Origin of the sequence: Achromobacter sp. UMC46, from assembly GCF_014170335.1 — a bacterium.
In the GTDB taxonomy this organism is placed as follows: domain Bacteria; phylum Pseudomonadota; class Gammaproteobacteria; order Burkholderiales; family Burkholderiaceae_B; genus Achromobacter.
The window spans coordinates 345,621-367,921 of record NZ_LZZS01000004.1 but is presented as its reverse complement, the minus strand read 5'-3'; the positions used below and the strand labels follow the sequence as shown (position 1 = coordinate 367,921).

General features: G+C 65.6%; 19 protein-coding genes. 8 read left to right on the top strand and 11 right to left on the bottom strand.

Features of this window, described 5'->3' with window-relative positions; all coding sequences use genetic code 11:
- Positions 1-97 precede the first annotated feature (97 nt).
- From A9973_RS04525 to kdgD, 7 genes are all read right to left on the bottom strand, one after another.
- Positions 98-838 carry an amino acid ABC transporter ATP-binding protein gene (locus A9973_RS04525; protein WP_183012575.1) on the bottom strand — a complete coding sequence of 247 codons (741 nt, stop codon included), beginning with the start codon at positions 836-838 and terminating at the stop codon, positions 98-100.
- Positions 839-880: 42 nt separating this feature from the next.
- On the bottom strand, positions 881-1,984 hold the full coding sequence (locus tag A9973_RS04520; protein ID WP_183012574.1) for an amino acid ABC transporter permease: 1,104 nt from the start codon (positions 1,982-1,984) through the stop codon (positions 881-883).
- A gap of 1 nt (position 1,985) precedes the next feature.
- The gene (locus tag A9973_RS04515) at positions 1,986-3,176 is read right to left on the bottom strand and encodes an amino acid ABC transporter permease (protein ID WP_183012573.1); all 1,191 of its coding nucleotides are present in this window, start codon (positions 3,174-3,176) and stop codon (positions 1,986-1,988) included.
- A 3-nt stretch (positions 3,177-3,179) separates the two neighbouring features.
- On the bottom strand, positions 3,180-4,388 hold the full coding sequence (locus A9973_RS04510; RefSeq protein ID WP_183012572.1) for an aminotransferase class I/II-fold pyridoxal phosphate-dependent enzyme: 1,209 nt from the start codon (positions 4,386-4,388) through the stop codon (positions 3,180-3,182).
- Positions 4,389-4,390: 2 nt separating this feature from the next.
- Complete coding sequence (locus A9973_RS04505) at positions 4,391-5,407, bottom strand: amino acid ABC transporter substrate-binding protein (RefSeq protein ID WP_183012571.1); 1,017 nt, start codon at positions 5,405-5,407, stop codon at positions 4,391-4,393.
- A gap of 431 nt (positions 5,408-5,838) precedes the next feature.
- The gene (locus A9973_RS04500) at positions 5,839-6,567 is read right to left on the bottom strand and encodes a FadR/GntR family transcriptional regulator (protein ID WP_183012570.1); all 729 of its coding nucleotides are present in this window, start codon (positions 6,565-6,567) and stop codon (positions 5,839-5,841) included.
- Positions 6,568-6,706: 139 nt separating this feature from the next.
- Positions 6,707-7,621 (bottom strand): 5-dehydro-4-deoxyglucarate dehydratase, encoded by a 915-nt coding sequence (gene kdgD, locus A9973_RS04495; protein WP_183012569.1) that lies wholly within the window; start codon positions 7,619-7,621, stop codon positions 6,707-6,709.
- A 295-nt stretch (positions 7,622-7,916) separates the two neighbouring features.
- Between kdgD and A9973_RS04490 the strand changes: the two genes are divergently transcribed.
- On the top strand, positions 7,917-8,900 hold the full coding sequence (locus A9973_RS04490) for a tripartite tricarboxylate transporter substrate binding protein (RefSeq protein WP_183012568.1): 984 nt from the start codon (positions 7,917-7,919) through the stop codon (positions 8,898-8,900).
- A gap of 348 nt (positions 8,901-9,248) precedes the next feature.
- On the opposite strand, the gene A9973_RS04485 is transcribed toward A9973_RS04490, so the two are convergent.
- On the bottom strand, positions 9,249-9,677 hold the full coding sequence (locus tag A9973_RS04485) for a hypothetical protein (protein ID WP_183012567.1): 429 nt from the start codon (positions 9,675-9,677) through the stop codon (positions 9,249-9,251).
- Positions 9,678-9,710: 33 nt separating this feature from the next.
- Between A9973_RS04485 and A9973_RS04480 the strand changes: the two genes are divergently transcribed.
- Positions 9,711-10,103 (top strand): GFA family protein, encoded by a 393-nt coding sequence (locus A9973_RS04480; protein WP_183012566.1) that lies wholly within the window; start codon positions 9,711-9,713, stop codon positions 10,101-10,103.
- Here the strand turns inward: A9973_RS04480 and A9973_RS04475 are convergent.
- On the bottom strand, positions 10,080-10,997 hold the full coding sequence (locus tag A9973_RS04475; protein WP_183012565.1) for a LysR family transcriptional regulator: 918 nt from the start codon (positions 10,995-10,997) through the stop codon (positions 10,080-10,082). The two genes, A9973_RS04480 and A9973_RS04475, sit on opposite strands and share 24 nt — an antisense overlap.
- Positions 10,998-11,141: 144 nt before the next feature.
- Between A9973_RS04475 and A9973_RS04470 the strand changes: the two genes are divergently transcribed.
- The gene (locus A9973_RS04470; RefSeq protein ID WP_183012564.1) at positions 11,142-12,470 is read left to right on the top strand and encodes an aspartate aminotransferase family protein; all 1,329 of its coding nucleotides are present in this window, start codon (positions 11,142-11,144) and stop codon (positions 12,468-12,470) included.
- A 64-nt stretch (positions 12,471-12,534) separates the two neighbouring features.
- Positions 12,535-13,563 (top strand): amino acid ABC transporter substrate-binding protein, encoded by a 1,029-nt coding sequence (locus A9973_RS04465; protein ID WP_183012563.1) that lies wholly within the window; start codon positions 12,535-12,537, stop codon positions 13,561-13,563.
- A gap of 43 nt (positions 13,564-13,606) precedes the next feature.
- Here A9973_RS04465 and A9973_RS04460 read toward each other — a convergent pair whose 3' ends face one another.
- Positions 13,607-14,215: an NTP transferase domain-containing protein gene (locus tag A9973_RS04460; protein WP_183012562.1), complete on the bottom strand. Its 609-nt coding sequence runs from the start codon at positions 14,213-14,215 to the stop codon at positions 13,607-13,609.
- Between the two features lie 243 nt (positions 14,216-14,458).
- Between A9973_RS04460 and A9973_RS04455 the strand changes: the two genes are divergently transcribed.
- The 4 genes from A9973_RS04455 to A9973_RS04440 are packed head-to-tail and all read left to right on the top strand — an operon-like array spanning position 14,459 to position 20,555.
- Entirely contained in the window at positions 14,459-17,899 is a 3,441-nt protein-coding gene (locus tag A9973_RS04455; protein WP_183012561.1) for a response regulator, read from the top strand.
- Between the two features lie 44 nt (positions 17,900-17,943).
- The gene (locus A9973_RS04450) at positions 17,944-18,783 is read left to right on the top strand and encodes a protein-glutamate O-methyltransferase CheR (protein WP_183012560.1); all 840 of its coding nucleotides are present in this window, start codon (positions 17,944-17,946) and stop codon (positions 18,781-18,783) included.
- Positions 18,780-19,397 (top strand): chemotaxis protein CheB, encoded by a 618-nt coding sequence (locus A9973_RS04445; RefSeq protein ID WP_183012559.1) that lies wholly within the window; start codon positions 18,780-18,782, stop codon positions 19,395-19,397. Before A9973_RS04450 ends, A9973_RS04445 begins: the two co-directional genes overlap by 4 nt.
- A gap of 21 nt (positions 19,398-19,418) precedes the next feature.
- On the top strand, positions 19,419-20,555 hold the full coding sequence (locus A9973_RS04440; RefSeq protein ID WP_183012558.1) for a hybrid sensor histidine kinase/response regulator: 1,137 nt from the start codon (positions 19,419-19,421) through the stop codon (positions 20,553-20,555).
- A gap of 93 nt (positions 20,556-20,648) precedes the next feature.
- Here the strand turns inward: A9973_RS04440 and A9973_RS04435 are convergent, their stop codons facing one another.
- Positions 20,649-22,232: an aldehyde dehydrogenase (NADP(+)) gene (locus A9973_RS04435; protein ID WP_183012557.1), complete on the bottom strand. Its 1,584-nt coding sequence runs from the start codon at positions 22,230-22,232 to the stop codon at positions 20,649-20,651.
- Positions 22,233-22,301: the final 69 nt, after the last annotated feature.

Here is a 22,301-nt window from a genome sequence, read left to right as displayed (position 1 = left end):
CGCATAGGTGGTCCACAGGTTGAAGATGTCGGTGCGGCGGGACAGGCCGGCATCGCGGATGCCGTCCACCGTGATGCGCTGTTCCGCCGGGCGCGAGTCAGTGCAGGATCTGGCTCAGGAAGAGCTGCGTTCGTTCATTTTGCGGCCGGTCGAAGAACTCGTCGGGGCTGTTCTGCTCGATGATTTCGCCGCGATCCATGAAAATCACGCGATTGGCGACTTTGCGCGCGAAGCCCATCTCGTGGGTCACGCAGATCATCGTCATGCCGCTTTCCTGGGCCAGCGTCACCATCACGTCCAGCACTTCCTTGACCATTTCGGGATCCAGCGCGGACGTTGGTTCGTCGAACAGCATGACCTTGGGATTCATGCAAAGCGAGCGCGCGATGGCCACGCGCTGCTGCTGGCCGCCCGACAACTGGCCCGGGAATTTTCTGGCCTGGTCCGGGATGCGCACGCGCTCCAGATATTTCATGGCGGTAGCCTCGGCCTGGGCGCGCGGCTGCTTCAGCACCCACATGGGCCCCAGCGTCAGGTTCTCAAGCACGGTCAGGTGCGGGAACAGGTTGAAGTGCTGGAATACCATGCCGACCTCGCGGCGGATGGCCTCGATGTGCTTGATGTCGTCGGTCAGTTCCGTGCCGTCGACGATGATCTGGCCTTGCTGATGCTCTTCCAGGCGGTTGATGCAGCGGATCATCGTGGACTTGCCCGAACCGGACGGCCCGCACACCACGATGCGCTCGCCTGGCGCCACGTCCAGGTTGATGTCGCGCAACACGTGGAACTGGCCGTACCACTTGTTCACGCCCTGCAATCGGATAATGGAATCCGGCATGCTTGGTCTCCGTAAAGGTTTACCGGGGTTGACGCCGCGTGTTCAGCGCGCGTGCCCGGTGGCCAGCCGCTTTTCAAGCACCTGGCTGTATTTGGACATGGAATAGCAGAAGGCGAAGTAGATCAGCGAGATGAAGAGATAGGCCTCGACGCCGAACCCCCGCCATGCCGCATCCGACAAGGCCGCCTTGGCCGCCAGCGTCAGGTCGAAGATGCCGATGATCACCACCAGCGACGTGTCCTTGAACAGGCTGATGAAAATGCCCACCAAGGGCGGGATCACGATCTTCAACGCCTGCGGCAGGATGATCTTGCGCATCTGCTGCCAGTAGTTGAGACCCAGCGAATCCGCGCCTTCGTACTGCCCCTTCGGGATGGCCTGCAAGCCGCCGCGCACCGTTTCCGCGATGTAGGCCGCCGCGAACATGATGATGGCGATCTGGGCGCGCAGGAGCTTGTCGATGGTGAAGCCTTCCGGCAGGAACAGGGGCAGCATCACCGACGACATGAACAGCAGGCTGATCAGCGGCACGCCCCGGATCAGCTCGATGTACACGACGCACAGCGCCTTGATGGCGGGCATCTTCGAGCGCCGGCCCAAGGCCAGCAGCACGCCGATGGGGAACGCGAACGCGATGCCGAACGTGGCCAGGATAAGCGTCAGGGGCAAGCCGCCCCAGCGCGCGTTCTCGACGTAGGTCAGGCCGAACACGCCGCCCCACATCAAGAGCGCCACGGCCGTCAGGCCCGCCGTCCAGATGACGGCCAGCTTGCCGTTCCAGACGCGGCGCATGCCGCTGCACGCGATCACCGCCACCAGGATGACGGTGGCGATCAGCGGACGCCATTGCTCATCGAAGGGATAGGTGCCGAACAGGATCAGCCGGTGCTTTTCGACGATGAACGCCCAGCAGGCGCCGCCCGCCGAGGCCCGGCATTCCATCGCATTGGACGCGGTGAAGTTGGCCTTGATGAAGGCCCATTCCACGAGCGCCGGCACCGCCATCAGCAGCAACCATGCCAGCAGCACCGTGATCAGCAGGTTCAAGGGCGACGAGAACAGGCGGGAGCGGATCCAGGGCCAGGCGCCTGCGTGGGCGCTTGGCGGGGGCAGGGCTTCGGCGGGGATGTGCATCGTGCTGCCCATGTCAACGCTCCACCAGCGCGATGCGCTTGTTGTACCCGTTCATGAATATCGAGATCGACAGGCTGACCGTCAGGTAGGCGCCCATGATGATGAGGATGCCCTCGATGGCCTGGCCGGTCTGGTTCAGCGTGGTGTTGACCACGGAGACGATGTCCGGATAGCCGATGGCGACCGCCAGCGAACTGTTCTTCAACAGGTTCAGGTACTGGCTGGTCATCGGGGGGATGATCACGCGCAGCGCCTGCGGCAGGACCACCAGGCGCAGCACCTTCGCGCGCGGCAGGCCCAGCGAGCCGGCGGCTTCCCACTGGCCGTTGTTCACGGCCTGGATGCCCGACCGCACCACTTCGGCGATGAACGCCGAGGTATAGACGGTCAAGCCCAGGAACAGGGCCACGAACTCCGGCGTCAGCGTCAGGCCGCCCGTGAAGTTGAAGCCTTTCAGCTCGGGCATGTCCAGCGTCAGCGACGCGCCGCTGACGAGCCAGCCAATGATCGGCAGCCCGGCCAAGAGGCCGATGGCCCAGCGGCCCAGCGGGAAGACGCGCCCGGTGGCTTCCTGGCGCTTTGCGCCCCAGTGGCCCAGGAACAGGATCGCGGCGATGGCCAGCGCCAGGCCGCCCAGCACCCAGTCCAGCGATGCACCTTCCAGCCCGGGCACTTTCAGGCCGCGGTTGGAGATGAAGACGCCCGGCAGCGGGTGGTGCGCCTGGCGCGGACCCGGCATATTCTCCGTGATCAGCGCATACCAGAAGAACAGCTGCAGCAAGAGCGGCACGTTGCGCATCACCTCGACATACACCGACGTGATCTTCGCCACCAGCCAGTTCTTGGACAACCGGCCGACGCCGATCAGCACGCCCAGGAGCGTCGCGGCGACCAGCGCAAGCAGGCCCACGCGCAGCGTGTTCAGCACGCCCACGAAGATGGCGCGGCCGTAGGTGTCGGCCGGCCCGTAGGTAATCACGGATTCGCCGATCGCGAAGCCCGCCTCGCGGTCCAGGAAGCCGAAGCCGGTGGCGATGTTGCGCATCGACAGGTTGTGCAGCGTGTTGTGCACCAGGAACCAGACGCCTGCCCCGACCAGCGTCAGGGCCAGCGCCTGGTAGACCACCGCGCGCGTGGCCGGTTCGTTCCAGGAGACCCGGCGCGGCGGCCGCCGCGCCGGGCGCGGATCGTTGTGCCTGGCCACGGTTCAGCCCGCCATCAAGGCGTTGACGGCGGCAGCCAGCCGGTCCATGCCTTGCTCGATCACGTCGGTCGACGTCGCGAACGAAAAGCGCACATAGGGCGACAAGCCGTACGAACCGCCATCGATCACGGCCACGCCCGCTTCGCGCAGGAAGAACAGGCTCACGTCCAGATCGGTCTTTAGCTCGCCCGCCGGACCGGTGCGCCCGATCAAGCCCTGCACGTTGGCATACACGTAGAAAGCGCCGTCGGGCATGGCGCAAGAGATGCCGGGGATGTCGTTCAGGCGGCGCACGATCAGGTCGCGGCGCGCCTTGAAGATGTCGACCATTTGCGTGACGCTCGATTGGTCGCCTTCCAGCGCGGCCTGCGCGGCCACCTGCGAGATCGCGCTGGGGCAGGACGTGCTTTGCGACATGACCGTGCTCATCGCCTTGATCAGGTCGGCGGGGCCCGCGCCATAGCCGATGCGCCAGCCCGTCATGGCGTAGGACTTGGACATGCCATTGACGATCAGCGTGCGCGCGATCAACCCGGGCTCCACCTGAACGGGCGAGGCGTGGCGCTGCCCGCTGTAGCAGAAGGGCGCGTAGATCTCGTCGCTCAAGATCCAGACTTGCGGGTGGCGCAGCAGCACGTCGGTCAGGGCGCGCAGTTCAGCGGCGCTATACACGGCGCCGCTGGGGTTGCTCGGCGAATTCAGGATCAACCAGCGGGTGCGCGGCGTGATGGCGGCTTCCAGTGTGGCGGCGTCCAGCTTGAAGCCCTGCGATTCCGGGCCGGTCACGACCACGGGCTTGGCGTCGTTCAGCAGCACCATGTCGGGGTACGACACCCAGTAGGGCGCGCACACGATCACTTCGTCGCCCGGCTCCAGGCTGGCCGTCAGCGCGGCGCCGATGATCTGCTTGGCGCCGGCGCCCACGGTGATCTGGTCCATGCCGTAGGAAACGCCCAGGGCCGGTTCCAGGCTGTTGGCGATGGCGCGGCGCAGGCCCACGGTGCCATTGGGGCTGGTGTAGCGGATGTCGCCGCCGGCAATGGCGTCCTGGCCGGCGCGCGCGATGTGGGCGGGCGTGGGCATGTCGGGTTCGCCCAGCGTGAAGTCGGCGATTTCACGGCCTTGGCGGCGCAGTTCATCGACCACGATCTTGGCGGCCATGCTGGGCGAAGGTTTGATCTGCTTCAGGCGGGAGTTGACGATGCTGTTCATGATCAGCGCACCGGCCAGCCGTACATCAGACCGCCCTGGGTCCATTGCTTGTTCAGGCCGCGGTCCAGCTTCAGCGGGCTGTCCTTGCCCATCGCGCGGTCATAGCTTTCGCCGTAATTGCCGACCTGCTTGATGATGTTGTAGGCCCACTTGTCGTCCAGGCCCAGGTTCTTGCCCATGCCGGGCGTCACGCCCAGGATGCGCTGCACGTTGGGGTTGGTGCTCTTCAGCATCTCGTCCACGTTCTTGGACGTGATGCCGTATTCCTCGGCTTCCAGCATGGCGTTCAGCGACCAGCGAACCACGTTGAACCACTGTTCGTCGCCCTGGCGGACCATCGGGCCCAGCGGCTCTTTGGACAGGTTCTCTTCCAGGATCTCCCAGTCGTCCGGTTTGGCCAGGCGCGTGCGCATGTTGGCGGCGGTGTTCGACTTGTCGTTGGTGTAGGCGTCGCAACGGCCCGATTCCAGCAGGCGGAAGTTCTCGTCGTAGTTCTCGACCAGGACCGGTTTGAAGGTCAGGCCGCGGCTGCGGAAGTAGTCGGCCAGGTTCAGTTCGGTGGTGGTGCCGGGCTGCACGCAGATGGTGGCGCCGTCCAGTTCCTTCACGCTTTTCACGTTCATCGACTTCTTGACGATCAGCCCTTGCGCGTCATAGAAGTTCACGCCCACGCCGATCAGACCCAGCGTCGTGTCGCGGGTCAGCGTCTGGGTGGTGTTGCGCGACAGCATGTCGATTTCGCCCGACTGCAGCGCGGTGAACTTCGCCTGCGCCGTCAGCACGTTGCCCTTCACCTTGGAGGCATCGCCGAACAGGGCGGCCGCCACCGCGCGGCACATGTCCACGTCCAGGCCGGTCCATTCGCCTTTGCTGTCCAGCACCGAGAAGCCGGGGATGCCGGCAAAGCCGCACTGCAAAAAGCCTTTCTTCTTGACGGCGTCGAAGGTCACGCCGGCTTGGGCGCCGGAAGCGACGCACAGCAAGGTCGCCGCGACGGCGGTGCTTAGAAACTTACGCATGGAGGATGCTCCTGGGAGGTCGGAAAGCGCTTGGGGCAAGCGGGGGGGAGTCAGGACCCGCCACGCGTGCGCCGGCGCACCCCGGGCGAAGGCCGGAGCAGGCGGCGTCCGCGTGAGCGGACGGGTAAGAAAACGGGGAGGGTTGCGGCGGAACCGCAGGCGACCGGATATCCGGTCAGGTGATATGCCGATGGATGCGCGTGGCGTAGCGGTGGAACGTCGTGCGGAGGGAAAAGATCGGGCTCATCGGCGGTACTTGTACAACGTGGGTCATACGGTAGCGGGGCGCTTGGCCGGCAGACTGCTCGGCAAGTGCATGGCTAAGTCATAAGACGTATGATGGCAGCCGTCATACAAGTAGGCAAGTCAGGGGAATCCCGTAATTCCCCGATTCGTTCAGGCCGGCGGTGCAGGGCCGCCGGGGGCAGCACCTATTGTGCGGGCGCTTGAGACAGCAGCTTGCGGTAGCGCGCGATGCTGTCGCCCAGGTGGCGCGCCATCGCGGCGCGTGCGGCGCCGGGGTCGCGGCGCATGATGGCGGTCAGGATGGCTTCGTGTTCGCGCACGTTGCGCGTTTCGTAGGTTTCAAGCTCTTCGGGCGTCTTGCCGCCGTGCTTGATGTTCAAGTCCAGCATCACGTCGCGCACCGCGGCTTTCAGCAGCGCCGGAAAGTGCGGGTTGTTGGAGGCCTTGGCGATGGACAGATGGAATTCGTAGTCCGCCTTGACCGCCGCTTCCATGTCGCGCGTGGCGCGGTTGAAGGCGTCGAACGCCTCGACGATGCCGCTCAGGTCGGTGGCGGTGCGGCGCTCTGCCGCAAGCCCACAGGCCTCGACTTCAAGTCCGGCGCGCAATTCCATGATGTGAAGCGCCCAGCGCGGATCCGCGGCGTGTTCAATGACGAAGTCGATGGGCTTTTCGCGGTCTTCCGTGACGAACACGCCGATGCCGGGCTTGCTGACCAGGCGACCGCTCAGGCGCATCGACGCGACCGCTTCACGGATGACGGTGCGGCTGACTTCGAATTCGTCACAAAGCTGGTGCTCGGAAGGCAGTTTGTCGCCAGCGCGGTACAGGCGCGAATCCAGGCGCTTGTTCAGTTCCTCGATCACCACGTCGGTCAGGCGCGAGCGCGGGCGGGGCCGGGCGGGAGTTTGCATTGTCTCTCTTATGGGTAAGGCGGAAGCCCATATGACAACATACGGCAGAGATTTCCGCCAATGCTTGATTCGCGCGGGGCCTTGGCAATAAAAACGCCCTCCGGCGGGAGGGCGCGTCTGGCCTGTCGGTCGCGAGGGCTTACTGGGGCCCGAGCTTCTTGATCAAGGCGTTGAGCATTTCCAATTCTTCGCCGGTCAGGTCGGTGAGCGGGGCGCGCACGGGGCCGGCGTCGTGGCCGACGAGCTTGGCGCCGGCCTTGACGATGCTGACGGCGTAGCCGGCCTTGCGGTTGCGGATTTCCAGGTAGGGCAGGAAGAAATCGTCAAGCAGGCGGTTGGTGGTGTCGGAGTCGCCCGCGGCGATGGCGCGGTAGAAGTCCATGGCGGTCTTGGGCACGAAGTTGAAGACGGCCGACGAATACACCGGCACGCCCAGCGCGCGGTAGGCGGCGGCATAGACCTCGGCGGTGGGCAGGCCGCCCAGGTAGGAAAAGCGATCGCCCATTTTGCGGCGGATGCGGACCATGGCTTCGATGTCGCCGATGCCGTCTTTGAAACCGACCAGGTTGGGGCAGCGTTCGGCCAACTGGGCCAGGCTGTCGGCGGACAGGCGGGATTGGGCGCGGTTGTAGACGATGACACCGATCTTGACGGACTTGCAGACCTGTTCGACGTAGGCGGCGATGCCGTCCTGCGAGGCTTCGGTCAGGTAATGGGGCAGCAGCAGGATGCCCTTGGCGCCTTGGCGTTCGGCTTCCTGGGCATAGGCGATGGCGGTGCGGGTGGGGCCGCCTGCGCCGGCCAGGATGGGCACTTTGCCGGCGCAGGTCTGGACGGCAGTGCGCACGACGTCCGAGTACTCCTGGGGGGCCAGGGAGAAGAACTCACCGGTGCCGCCGGCGGCGAACAGGGCGGTGGCGCCATACGGGGCCAGCCATTCCAGGCGGGCGGCGTAGGTCTTGGCGTTGAAATCGCCGTTCTGGTCAAAGTCAGTCACGGGGAAGGAGAGCAATCCTTCCGACACGATTTCCTTGAGTTCCTGGGGAGTCGTCATGCCTGTCATCCAATAAGAGGGAATGGTAAAGCGGAGCAACGCAGGGCAGGGCCGAAAACAGGCGCTTTGTTGCTTGCCGATCAGTAGATGTATGTCATCGTACAACATACAAGTTGAGTCGGCAATAGTCGCTCAATATTCAGCGCGCCCCTCATACGACACGATCGGGCAGGCCGTGACAAATGCGGAATTACCCTAGATTGAAAGCAGATCCAGGCGCCGGTATTCTCCATTTCTCCGAAGTCATACGACAACGTACAAGATAGAAATCGATCTATCCTTTCAGGAGACAAGCTTGAAGGCATTCCCTTTGTTGCGCCGCACTTTCGCCGCTTTGGCATTGACCGCGCTGAGCACCGGCGCCCACGCCGCCGACGATTGGCCGAAGGCCAAGCCCATCACGCTGGTGGTTCCGTTCGCCGCCGGCGGCACGTCTGACATCCTGGGCCGGCTGATCGCGCAGGAACTGGGCGCCAGCCTGAGCCAGACCGTGCTGGTCGAGAACAAGGGCGGCGCAGGCGGCGTGCTGGGGGCCGACGCCGTGGCCCGGGCCAAGCCCGACGGCTACACCTTGCTGCTGGGCACGATCGCCACGCATGCGATCAACCCGTCGCTGCTGCCGGGCATCAACTACAACGCGGCCAAGGATTTCGCACCGGTCATCCTGCTGGGCAGCATCTCGAACGTGCTGCTGGTGGGCGCCAGCCAGCCGTACAAGACCGTGCAGGACGTGGTGGCCGCGGGCAAGGCCAACCCGGACACCATCGCCTTCGGCTCGGCCGGGCAGGGCACGTCGCAGCACCTGTCGGGCGAAGTGTTCAAGCAGTTGACGGGCGCCCACCTGACCCACGTGCCGTACCGCGGCAGCGCGCCCGCCATCCAGGACCTGATCGGCGGGCAGATTCCCAGCTCGTTCGAAACCGCGCTGGTCGCGCTGCCTTACGTGCAAAGCGGCAAGGTGCGCGCGCTGGCGGTGACGTCGGCCAAGCGCACCGACGTGATGCCGGATGTGCCGACGATGCAGGAAGCCGGCGTCGCGGGTTTCGACGTCAGCAGCTGGCAAGCCATCTACGCGCCGGCCAACACGCCGCCGGCCGTGGTGGACCGCCTGAACAAGGCCATCGCCGCCATCATCGCCAAGCCGGATGTCAACGGCAAGATGAAGGGCCTGGGCTTGGCCTACACGCCGAACACGCCTGCGGAGTTCACCGCGTTCCAGATCGCTGAACAAGCCAAATGGGCGAAGATCATCGCGGACGGGAATCTGCGATTGCAATAGACGGCAGGGAAGCCCGGTCGCAGGGCGGCGGCTTTTAGCCGCCGCCAAGGCAAAGCATGTCGAGGCCCATGTGAATACCAAAGCGGGTGCACTATTCTGGGGCGGGCATTCGATGCCGTTACATTATTGAATAATATTGTCGACACGCCCTTCGATATTCGATGTCGGGCATGCAGCCAGTTTTCACTTCTGGCTATCGTCAAGGCCAGTGCGGATAGAAATAATGCCAATGTGCAATTCGATAATCATCCCAGGCCATCAGGAAAACCCTGGGCGTGAGAATTCGAATTCCATTTGAAAACTGATCGGGGGTATTGGACCGGTATCGCTGCAGGTCGGTAATCAGGACTAGCGCTTACAGACCAGGATGCCCAGCAACAGCATGCCGACCAGGGTTCCGCCAATGGCCAGCGCGGCTCGTTCCGCCCGTTCGCAGCCATGCGAGTACAGCCATGCGGCTGCCGCAGTCGTAAAAACAATTGCGATGCCTAGCAGAAATTCACGCCAATGCCGACGCGCATGGCGTAATGCCCGGTCGAGTGAAGTTTTCACTTTTCTCATGCGCCTTGTGAAAGGGAATCCGCGATTCATTCTGTCAAAAAAACCGAATATGGGAAACTCTTTTCCAAACTGCGCACTAATTAATGGGCATTTTTGTTTTTCGCGGAAAGGGCGAAATGAAACTGTTTTCGAATTCGCGGGCAAGCCTTCGCCGGTGCCGCAGCCGATATCAAGCACGTCGGGGCGGAGAACGGGAAGCAAAATGGCTGGAACCATTCATCGAATGCAGAATCTTCAAGGAGACACAGCATGGAACGATTCACCGGCGGTTGCCTGTGCGGCGATGTGCGCATCGTGGCGTTGGGGCAGCCCTATCGGGTGGGCCTTTGCCACTGCATGGATTGCCGCAAGCATCATGGGGCGCTGTTCCATGCGTCCGCGATCTTTCCTCGGGATGCGGTGACCATCGAAGGGGCGACGCGCGACTATGCCGGGCGGCATTTCTGCCCGCGCTGCGGGTCGACGCTGTTCGGGCGCACGGGGGACGAGGTCGAAGTGAACCTGGGGTCGCTGGATGCCCCCGACCAACTGACGCCGACCTACGAAAGCTGGATCATCCGCCGGGAATCCTGGTTGCCGCCGTTTCCGCTGACCCGGCGGTACGAGCGCGACCGCGATTCAGGGAGCCGCTTCGAGGGGTAGGGCGGCGGTAAGGGTACGCATTTTCTCCCAAAGTTCGCTGACGACGGGGCGCGTATCGGCCGCTTCCTTGAAGGCGAGGACGGAGACTTCGACATCCCACGCCCGATTGGCGACCGGCGCAAGCGCCTGATCGCCGCGTCGACGCAAGGCGCTATCGGCCAACCACGCCACGCCCAGGCCTTGGGCCGCCATATCGCCCAGCACGTCCGACATTTCGGCTTCGAACACGCGCACGCCATGCACGGGCTGCTCGGCGCCCTCGATCGCGGCTTCGATCAGCCGTGCAAAATAGACGTTCGGCGAATACATCAATAGCGGGACGGGTTCGCCGGCGGTTCCCGGCAAATCCAGGGCTGTGCGCTCGAGCAGCGTGCGGGCCGCATACGGGCGGATCAGCTCGGTGCACAGCTCCAGACGCTCATAGCGCGCGGTGTCGAGCGGCAGGGGCTGCGTGACCTGATGAAAGCAGATCAGCAGATCGGCAGCGCCCGACGTGAAGGCGGACACGGTGTCATGCACGTTGCCCGTCTGCAGCTGGCAACTCCAGTGCTGGCCGGCGCTCCATCGGATCCACCAATCCGGCAGGTAGGCCGTAGCCAGCGAATACGAGGTAGCCAACCGCAACTGATTGCGGGCCGGAACGCCGCCGATGCCTGCACGGGCTTCGGCCAATTGGTTCACGAGCTCCATCGCCGCCAAACGGAAGCGTTCGCCGGACTCGGTCAATTGCGTCGGAAACGTGGACCGGTCGATCAGGCGCGCGCCTGCCCATTGCTCCAGGCTTTGAATGCGTCGGCTGAATGCGGCCTGCGAGAGATTCCGGGCTTCGGCCGCGCGCGTGAAGTTTCGCAGCTCCGTCAACGTGATGAAGTCTTGAAGCCAGCGGGTATCCATGCCTGTCGTTTCCTATTTTGCATCGCCCATGCGTGCCACGCATGGGCCCGCATGCGCACTTCGCATTGGACGCGCAAGGGCCGTAAGGCAAACACTGCGTCCAGGGGATTCCGCATTGGATCCCACCCGTCCCGGAGTGTAAACATGGATGAAACCCTGCGTGCCGCTGCCAAAGAATTCCTGATCCGCTATGGCGGCGACACCTTTCCCAACCTGTTCAAGTCGGCGCGCGGCACCGTGGTCCGCGACGATGCCGGCCGCGAAATCCTGGACTTCACGTCAGGGCAGATGTGCGCGACCATCGGCCACAACCATCCGGCGATCGTCGAAGCCGTCAATCAGGCTGGGCAAACGGCATTCCATTTCTTCAGCGGCATGATTCCGGAGGTGGTCGCCAGCCTGGCGTCGACCTTGTCGCGGGACTGGATGCCGCCCGGCCTGTCCAAATCGATCTTCGTCAACACCGGGTCCGAGAGCAACGAGATTGCCCTGCGCATGGCGAAAATGCACACGGACGGCTTCGAGATCCTGGCCGTGGGCGGTTCCTGGCACGGCGTGACCAGCGGTGCCGGATCCGTCTCGTATGCCAGCGACCGCAAAGGGTACGGCGTCCCGCCCGCAGGGGTGTTCGTGGTGCCCGAACCGAACAGCTACCGTCCGTATCTGGCGGGCCTGGACGCCGAGCAATCCGCGCTTGCCTGCCTGGAAATCGGTCTGAAGATGTTCGATATGGCATCGGCGGGACGCCCCGCGGCCATCATCGTCGAACCCGTCATCAGCGCCGGTGGCGTGCTGGTGCCGCCCAAGTCCTATATGCAGGCGCTGCGCGCCGCGGCGGACGCCCGTGGCATGCTGTTGATATTCGACGAGGCGCAGACGGCGTTTGGCCGCATCGGCTACCGCACGGGGTCGGAGTACTTCGGCGTCACGCCCGACATCATGAGCCTGTCAAAGACGATGGGCGGCGGTCTGCCCCTTGCTGCCGCCGTGACCACGCCGGCCATCGAACAGAATGTGCATGAGAAGGGGTTCACGTTCTACACCAGCCATGTCTCCGATCCCTTGCCGGCGACCGTCGGGCTGGCCGTTCTGGAGACCATCAAGCGGGAAGACCTGATCGCTCGCGCCCGCACGCAAGGGGATTATCTGCGCCGGGGCCTGCTGGAACTGCAGCAGCGGCACGAATGGATCGGAGACGTGCGCGGCCTGGGGCTGTTGTTGGGCGTCGAATTGGTGCAGGACCGCACAACGCGCCAGGCGCACCACGAGCTGGGGGCGCTGACCACCCAGCGGTGCTTCGAGCTGGGGCTGTCCATGAACATCCGGCGGCGTCCGGAGCGGGGTTCGGTGTGGCGTATTGCGCCTCCGCTGACCGTCACCGATGACGAGATCGACCGGGCCGTCACGATCCTGGATCAGGCGTTGACTGAAAGCGTGTCCAAGTTGGCGCGGCCGCGTGCGCAGGCGGCCTGATCGCCTTCTGGCCTTTCTCTACCTTTCCCAGTGGACGCCGGTTCGCGGCGCCAGGAGCTTCATCATGAAAACGTTGATATCCGGCGCCCGCGCGCTGGCCTTGGGGGCTGTGCTGACCATGGCGGCGTGGCCGGCCCATGCCGGCGCCACGCTTGAGACGGTGAAAAAGCGCGGGTACGTGCAATGCGGCGTATCCACGGGCATCCTGGGGTTTTCGGCGCCGGACAGCCGTGGCCAGTGGTCAGGCCTGGATGTGGACATGTGCCGCGCGATCGCGGCGGCGGTGTTCAACGATGCGACCCGGTTCAAGGTGACGCCGCCGACCACGCAGGCCCGCTTCACGGCGTTGCAGTCGGGCGAAGTCGACGTCTTGACGCGTAATGCCACGCCGACGCTGGCGCGCGACACGACGCTGGGGCTGATCGGCGTCGTGGTGAACTATTACGACAGCCAGGGCGTCATGGTGCCGCGCAAGCTGGGTGTGAAGTCGTTGAAGGAAATGGACGGCGCGACCATCTGCGTGCAACCGGGAACCGTGACGGAACTGGATCTTGCCGACTGGTTCCGGGCGCAGGGCTTGCGCTACCGGCCCGTCGTCATTGAAAAGTACGACGAGATCTTGCGCGCGTTCGCGGCTGGGCGCTGCGACGCGTTCACGTCGGACAAGTCGCAACTGGCCGCCTCGCGCACGACGTTGGAACGCCCTGACGACTATCTGATCCTGGACGAGAACATCGCCAAGACCCCGCTGGGCCCCATGGTGCGCCAGGGCGACGACACATGGTTCACGCTGGTCCGCTGGACGATGAACGTCTTGTTGGAGGGCGAGGAATTCGGCATTACTTCAAAAAACGTGGATGCCCTGATGGCGAGCACCAATCCCAACGTGCAGCGCATCCTGGGTGTGACGCCCGGGATGGGCCGCAACCTGGGCGTGGATGACCGGTGGGCCTACAACGTTCTGAAGCAAGTGGGCAACTACAGCGAAAGCTACGACCGCAATTTGGGGCTGGCCAGCGCGATGAAACTGCCGCGCGGGTTGAACGCGCAATGGCGCGACGGGGGGCTGATGTACGGATGGCCGATACGCTAGCGCGGGGTGCAGCGGTCGGTCTGCGTCCGGCGCTCGCCCGGTGTCAGGCAAGGCGGCCCTGCAACGCCATTTCTGCCCGGATGAGGTCGTCGGGATGATCGATGTCCTGCACGCATCCCGCGTCGCGGGAGGCGAGAAGATGCAGGGTGCCCTGTTGGGCGGCCTTGCGTACCAGAGGCATGGCGCCGGATTCCCCGCGCAGTTCCAGCAACGCGCTGCGCCATGCCGGACCGAAGCCCACGGGATGGCCGGCCTGGGCCGTGCCATCCGCCATGCCCACGTCAGGGCGCACCACGGTCCAGGGTTCGGCACGCGCCGCCTCGCGCAGCGACCGGGCGGCGCCGATCAGGCTGGCGGGGTCGATCAAGGGCAAGTCGCCCGGCAGGATCAGCCAGCCGGGCGCATCCGGCTGGCGTGCCACGCCTCGGGCGATGGAATCGCCCATGCCATAGGCCTCGGGCTCTGATTCCGGCCGTTCCACCGTCATCCAGGGCAAGCCGCTGGCGCGTACGGCGGCAAGCGTCCATTCCAGGACCGGCCGGCCCAGGAGGTCGGCATCGAGCTTGCTGCCGGATCCGCCTGCTTCACGGAACCGACGTCCGGCGCCAGCGGCCAGGACGATGATGACGGGGAAGGGGGATAGGTCAGTCATGGATTCGATGTGTCGCGACCATTCGGGCTCGCCAGGGTCAATGCGTGAGGCTGACTTTAACGAGATTCCGCGTCGGGCGCATCATCCCTATTGTGCGAGGCGCCGGTCCGCTTTCGCGTGCTGCCAAAACAGGTATAGTCCACCGCTTAGGCCACTGCAGCGACCGCGCCTTGTTCCATCGGGCGTCCGCAACGCTGTACCGCTTGGCCGCATCCCCCTATATTGAGCAAGCCACCCGCTACCATGCCGAATCCGTCGTCGCAGCCTTCCGCCCGCTATGCCTTTCCCCGGACGCTACTGGCCGGATTCGTGACGGCGGCGTTGGCCACGCTGGTCATCGCCTTCGTCAATGTGCGCTCTGCCGACACCCGCCAGCAGGCGGTCAAGGCCGTAGACCGGACGACGGAGACGCTGCGCCAGCTCAGCCTGTTCAACTCGGCGTTGAAAGATGCCGAGATCGGCCAAAGAGGCTATCTGCTGACGGGCGACGCGACCTACCTGCAACCGTACCTGCGCTCGTTGGGCCTGATCGAGCAGCGCCTGGCCCTGGTGAAAGAGGCGGCGTCCAACGATTCGGCGCAACGCCGCATCGTCAGCGACATCGAAGGCATCACGCGGCAAAAACTGACGGAATTGCACGACACCGTCGAGATGCGCAAGGGCGGCAACGTGGAAGGCGCGATGGCCGTCGTGCGGACGGATTCGGGCAAAGAGGCAATGGACCGGTTGCGGGACCTGGTCGGCGACCTGTATGCGCGGCAAATGGACGAACTGACCGAAGGCAAGGAAGCCTGGGCCGCCGCCGCCTCCACGTCGACCTATTACTCGTGGGGCGGTTCGGCGTTGCTGCTGGTGCTGATCCTGGCGTCTGCCGGCATGACCATGCGTGAGTACCGGGCCAAGGCGCGCCAGTCCTGGGTCACGGCCGGGCTATCCGGCCTGAGCATGCGGCTGCAGGGGGATCACCGCCTGGACGAGATCGGCAAGCGCGCATTGGATTATCTGGCGGAGTATCTGGACGCCGACGTGGGCGCGGGGTACGTGGTCGACCGCAGCAGCGGCGAACTGGAGCTTTTTGGCGGCTTCGCGATGCCGCCCGAGCGGCTGGCGCGGAAGATCCAGTCGGCCGAAGGCCTGGCCGGGCAGGCCGCCAGTTCGCGCAGGTTGCTGCATGTGCGCAACGTGCCTGCCGGACACCTTGAAGTGGCCTCTGCCACAGGCCGCTCCACCCCCGCCGAGCTTGTCCTGGCGCCCGCCATTCAGAACGGGCGCGTATACGCCGTGATCGAGCTGGGCTTCAACCACCCGGTGGGCGAGAGCGAGCGCAACCTGCTTGACGGCGCCTCGGAAATGCTGGCCTCGGCGATCCGTTCGGGCCAGGACCGGTCCCGCCTGGAAGCGCTGCTGGAGGAAACGCAGCGTCAGGCCGAAGAGCTGCAGACCCAGCAGGAAGAGTTGCGCGTCAGCAATGAAGAGCTGGAGCAGCAGAGCCGCATCCTGCAAGAGTCGCAGGCGCGCATGGAATTGCAGCAGACCGAGCTGGAGCAGACCAACGCCAATCTGGAAGCGCAAGCCGAGCAATTGCTGCGCGTGCAGGACGCGCTGACCGACAAGGCCCGCGAACTGTCGCAGGCCAGCCAGTTCAAGAGCGAATTCCTGGCCAACATGAGCCACGAACTGCGCACGCCGTTGAATTCGACGCTGATCCTGGCCAAGCTGCTGTCGGACAACAAGCCCGGCAACCTCAGCCCCGAGCAGATCAAGTACGCGCAGACCATCTATTCCGCCGGCAGCGACCTGCTGACACTGATCAACGACATCCTCGACCTGTCCAAAATCGAGGCCGGGCAGGCCACGCTGGAGGTCGAGCAGGTGGCCGTCGCGCCGATGCTGCAACGTTTGCTGGAGCCGCTGCGGCCGATGGCGCAGGACAAGGGGCTGGCGCTGGAACTGGACATCGATCCGGCTGTGCCCGCCACCCTGTACACCGATCCCCAGCGTCTGGGCCAGGTGTTGAAGAACCTGCTGTCCAATGCGTTGAAGTTCACGCAGCGCGGCACGGTCGCCCTGCGGGTGTCGCGCACCGGGCGCGACAGGTTGTCGTTTGCGGTGCAGGACACGGGTATCGGCGTGCCGGCCGATCAGCAGGAATTGATTTTTGAGGCCTTCCGCCAGGCCGACGGCAGCACGCACCGCAAGTTCGGCGGTACGGGGCTGGGGCTGTCGATCTCGCGCGATCTGGCGGCGTTGCTGGGCGGCGGCATTTCGGTGACGAGCACGCCTGGGCAAGGCAGCGTGTTCACGCTGGAAGTGCCTCTGCGCCTGGAGGGCGCGCCGTCCGTGCCGGGCGCGCGCAGCGTGGTGGCGCCCGCCGTGCCATTCGCGCCCGCCCAGGCGGCGCCCGTGGCGTCCCGCCGAGAGCCCGTCGCGCCACTGGCCGCAGCACAGGCTGCACCACCGGCCCCCATGGCGGCCGGCGACGCCAGTCCGCAGCCGGAACGCAGCATCCTCGTCATCGAGGACGACGAGCGCTTTGCGGCCATTCTTGCCGACCTGGCGCGCGAAATGGGCTTCGGCTGCCTGGTGGCCCATACCGCGACCGACGGCCTGGCGCTGGCGGCGCGGGAACGGCCCAACGCCATCGTGCTGGACATCAACCTGCCCGATTTCTCGGGGCTGGGCGTGCTGGACCAGTTGAAGCGCAATCCGCAGACCCGGCATATCCCGGTCCACGTGGTGTCGGTGACCGACTATGCCCGCGAAGCGATGGGCCGCGGCGCGGCTGGCTATGCATTGAAACCGGTCAAGCGCGAGGAATTGATCCACGCGTTGCAGCACCTGGAGGCCAAGTTCACGCGCCACGTGCGGCATGTGCTGGTCGTCGAGGACGACGACCGCCAGCGCGAAAGCGTGCGCCAGTTGCTGGCGCGCAACGACGTCGAGATCGCACCGGCGGCCACGGCGGCCGACGCGCTGGCGCTGCTGCGCGAGACGACTTTCGACTGCGTCGTCATGGACCTGAACCTGCCCGACATGAGCGGCTACGAGCTGCTGCAGCAGATGACCGAGCAGGAGGGCGTGTCGTTCCCGCCGGTCATCGTCTATACGGGCCGGGCGCTGTCGCGCGACGAAGAGCAGCATCTGCGCCGCTTCTCCAAGTCCATCATCATCAAGGACGCGCGTTCGCCAGAACGCCTGCTGGACGAAGTCACGCTGTTCCTGCACCAGGTGGAAGCCGAGTTGCCGCCCGAGCATCGCCAGATGCTGGAACTTGCCCGCAGCCGCGACTCCGCGCTGGAGGGCCGCACGGTGCTGGTGGTGGAGGACGACGTGCGCAACGTATTTGCGCTTTCCAGCATCCTGGAGCCCACCGGCCTGCGCGTGGAGATCGCGCGCAACGGCCGCGAAGCGCTGGACGCGCTGGAGCGCGCCGGAACTGACGGCCAGGTCGCCATCGACCTGGTGCTGATGGACATCATGATGCCCGAGATGGACGGCTACACGGCCATGCGCGAGATACGCAAACGGCCCGAGTGGCGCCGCCTGCCGATCATCGCGCTGACCGCCAAGGCCATGAAGGACGACCAGGAGAAATGCCTGGCGGCCGGGGCCAACGACTACATCGCCAAGCCGTTGGACGTGGAGCGCCTGCTGTCGCTCGTCCGCGTCTGGATGCGCAGCTAGAGGGCGGCCCGCCCGCCCGCGCCACGTTCCATCGAGTACCCGTCATGCCATCCTCCACCAAAGCGCGCATCGCAGACATCGAGCAACGACTGCTGCTCGATGCGATCTATCACCATTACCACTATGACTTCCGCGAGTACGCGCAGGCGTCGCTGAAGCGGCGCCTGCAAACCGCGCTGACGCAGTTCGACTGCAAGACCCTGTCGCAATTGCAGGACCGGGTGCTGCACGACCCCCCGGTGTTCACCGCGCTGCTGCAGTTCCTGACCGTGCAGGTCAGCGACATGTTCCGCGACCCGGGGTACTTCCTGGCGCTGCGCAACGAGGTGATCCCCATCCTGCGCACGTATCCGTCGATCAAGGTGTGGGTGGCTGGATGCAGCGCGGGCGAAGAGGTCTATTCGCTTGCGATCCTGCTGGCCGAAGAGGGGTTGCTCGACCGCGCGCTGATCTACGCGACCGACATCAATCCGCATGCGCTGCGCGCGGCGGAGCAGGGCATTTTCGATATGGACCGGGTGGCCGCTTTCTCCTCGAACCATGCCCGGTCCGGCGGCCGCAGCTCGCTGTCGGACTACTACACCGCGCGGTATGGGCGGGTGGTGTTCGACAAGCGGCTGCGCGAGCACATGGTCTTCTCCGACCACAGTTTGGCCACGGACAGCGTGTTTGCCGAGGTCCATCTGATTTCGTGCCGCAACGTCTTGATCTATTTCGAGCGCGATCTGCAGAACCGGGCCCTGGGTCTGTTCCATGACGCGCTGGTCCACCGAGGATTCCTGGGGCTGGGTTCCCGGGAGTCGCTGCGGTTTTCCGCCCAAGCCGGCAACTTCGACGATTTCGTGCTGGAAGACCGCATCTACCGCAAAAAGGCGGGCCTGTGAGCGCGGGCGCACCCGATTCGCGCGCGCAGGCGGCGGCTTGCCCGTGGGATGCGATCGTCATCGGCGGATCGTCCGGCGCCATCGACGCCTTGAACGTGCTGCTGCCCGCCTTGCCGGCCGGCCTGGACGCGGCGGTGATCGTAGTGCTGCACCTGGTACGCGACCGCCGCAGCCTGCTTGTCGATATTTTCAGCGATCGTTGCGCCTTGACCGTGCTGGAGGCCGAGGACCAGCTGCCGATACGGCCCGGCCATCTGTATTTCGCGCCGCCGGACTACCACTTGCTGGTGGACCAGGGCCCAAGGCTGGCGTTGTCGGTCGGCGAACCGGTGAGTTTTTCGCGGCCGTCAATCGACGTGCTGTTCGAGTCCGCCGCCGACAGCTATGGCGAGCGCCTGTTGGGGGTGCTGTTGTCCGGCGCCAACGACGACGGTGCAGCCGGCCTGGCGGCGATCCATGCCGCAGGCGGCCGCAGCGTGGTGCAGGCACCGTCCAGCGCCGCGATGCCCGTGATGCCTGAAGCGGCCCTGGCGCGCCAGCCCGCGCACGACGCGTTGACGCCTGCCGAAATCGCCACCTTGTTCGCCCAACTGCGCGCGCCGCGCCTGCCGTAACCTCCTACCTGTTCCGACACCATGTTCCTGACATCCGCCAAACCGCAAGACGAACGCATCAAGTGCCTGCTGGTCGACGACGTCCCGGAAAACCTGATCGCGCTGGAAGCGCTGCTGGAAAGCGGCCGGGTCGAAGTGCTGAAGGCGCAATCCGGGCCGGAAGCCCTGGAGCTGCTGTTGCATCATGGCGACGTGGCACTGGCGCTGCTGGACGTGCAGATGCCCGACATGAACGGCTTTGAATTGGCCGAACTGATCCGTGGCAGCGAGCGTACCCGACACATCCCGCTGATTTTCATGACCGCCGGCTCGCGTGAGCGGAATTGGCAATTCCGCGGCTACGAGAGCGGCGCCGTGGATTTCCTGTACAAGCCCATCGATCCGCACATGCTGAGCATGAAGGCGAACGTCTTCTTCGAATTGCACGAGCGCAAGCGCGCGTTGGCCAAGCAGCTGGAAGAACGCACGGAAGCCTTGCGGATCAACGAGATGTTCATGGCCGTCCTGAGCCACGACCTTCGGACTCCGCTGCAATCGATCGTGATGGGGGCGGCGCTGCTGCAACGGCAGAACGACAACGCGCGCGTGGCTAGTCTGGCCCAACGCATGCTTCGAAGCAGCGAGCGCATGGCGCGCCTGATCGACGACCTGCTGGACGTGACGCGCATCCGCCAGGCAGGCGGCCTGACGCTTGAGCCGGCCTGGATCGCCCTGGACGCGTTGCTGCAGCGCACGGTCGACGAAGTGCAGACCGGCTACCCCGACCGCCGGATCGAATGCGAGTGCGTGGGCGACCTGGCCGGCGCCTGGGATGCCGAGCGCCTGTGCCAGGTGTTCACGAACCTGGTCGGCAATGCGCTGCACCACGGCAGCGGCGACGTTCCCGTGCGGATCCGGATGGATGGCACGGCGCCGGACCGTGTATCCGTCACGGTCAGCAACGGCGGCAGCATTTCCCCCGCGCTGCTGCCGCACCTGTTCAACCCGTTCCGCGGCGGCGACCGCCCCTCCGAAGGCCACAAGGGGCTGGGCCTGGGGCTGTTCATCGCGCAGCAGATCGTGCTGAGCCACGGCGGGCGCATCGGTGCGTCGTCGGAAGACGGCCTGACGCATTTCCGGGTGGACCTGCCGCGCGAAGTGCCCCAGGGCGGGGCGTAGGGGTAAGGATCCCGAAGCGACTGGCCGCGCCCTTCGATCCGTCTTTTGGGGGCGCGACGTCGCCATGTCTGGGCCATACCCCCGTGTCCGGCGTCAGCCAGCCGTCATCACGCCGTCGACCATGCGCATCAGATCCAGCGGATTCCCGCGCTTCACGCCGTCGGGCAGCAGCGCGTCGGGCAGGTCCTGATAGCAGACCGGGCGCAGGAAGCGGCGGATCGCCGTGGCGCCCACCGACGTGGAGGCGGCGTTCGACGTGGCGGGGAAAGGGCCGCCGTGCACCATGGCGTGGCTGACTTCGACGCCGGTCGGATAGCCGTTGGCCAGGATGCGGCCGGCCTTGCGTTCCAGCACGGGCAGCAGCGTTTGCGCCGGCGCCACGTCGGCGTCGTCCACGAAAAGCGTGGCGGTGAGCTGGCCTTCCAGATGTTCGGCCACGGCCTTCATCTGCGCGATGTCTTTGCAGGCCACCACCAGCGAGGCCGGGCCGAAGACCTCGGCTTCGAGTTCGTGCGAGGCCAGGAAGCGGTCGGCCTGCGTGCCGAAGAGCACGGCGCCGGCGGCGTTGGCGGCCGGTTTGGAGGCTTCGCCGCGGCCCAGGGTGGCGACGCTGGCGTGTTTGGCCAGCGCGTCGGCGCCTTCCTGGTAGGCCGCGAAGATCCCCGGGGTCAGCATGGTGGCCGCGCCCTTGGCCTGGACCGCTTGCGCGGCGGCCTGGCGGAAGCGTTCCAGCGCGGGGCCTTCGATGCCGATGACCAGGCCCGGGTTGGTGCAAAACTGGCCGACGCCCAGGGCCAGCGAATCCACGAAGCCGCGGGCGATGGTTTCGGCGCGGGCCTCCAGCGCGGCCGGCATCAGGAACACCGGGTTGATGCTGGACATTTCGGCGTAGACGGGAATCGGCACGGGACGCGCGTTGGCGGCGGCAACCAGGGCCAGGCCGCCGCGGCGGGAACCCGTGAAGCCGACGGCGGTGATGGCGGGATGCGTCGCCAGGGCGGTGCCGATTTCGCTGCCCGCGCCAAACAGCAGCGAGAACGTGCCTTCCGGCAGGCCATGGCGGGCGACGGCGGCCTGGATCACGCGGCCGACCATTTCAGAGGCGCCCGGGTGGGCGTTGTGGGCCTTGACGATGACGGGGCAGCCTGCGGCCAGCGCGGACGCGGTGTCGCCGCCGGCCACCGAGAATGCCAGCGGGAAGTTGCTGGCGCCGAAGACCGCCACGGGGCCCAGCGGCACATTGGCCAGGCGCAGGTCGGCACGCGGCAGGGGCTGGCGGTCGGGCTGGGCGGGGTCGATGGTGGCGTCCAGGAAGTAGCCGTCGCGGACCACGCGGGCGAACAGGCGCAGTTGGCCGACGGTGCGGCCGCGTTCGCCTTGCAGGCGGGCGATGGGCAAACCAGTTTCCTCGCGGGTGCGTTCGATCAGCGCGTCGCCCAGTGCCAGGATGCCTTCCGCGATGCTTTCCAGGAATTGCGCGCGGGTCTCGAGCGGCGCGGCGCGGTAGGGATCGAAAGCGGCGCGGGCCAATTCGGCCGCGCGGGCGACGTCGTCGGACGAGCCTGCCGGAAAGCCCGGTTCCAGGCGTTCGCCCGTGGCGGGGTTGATGGCGTGCTGGGCGGCGCCCGAGCCCAGGACGGCGGTGGCGCCGATCAGCATTTGGCCGGTCAAAGTCATGAGTATTCTCCGAAAAAATACGCCCCCGAACCGGGGGCATGAATGCGTGGCGATCTGGCGTGCCGGGCG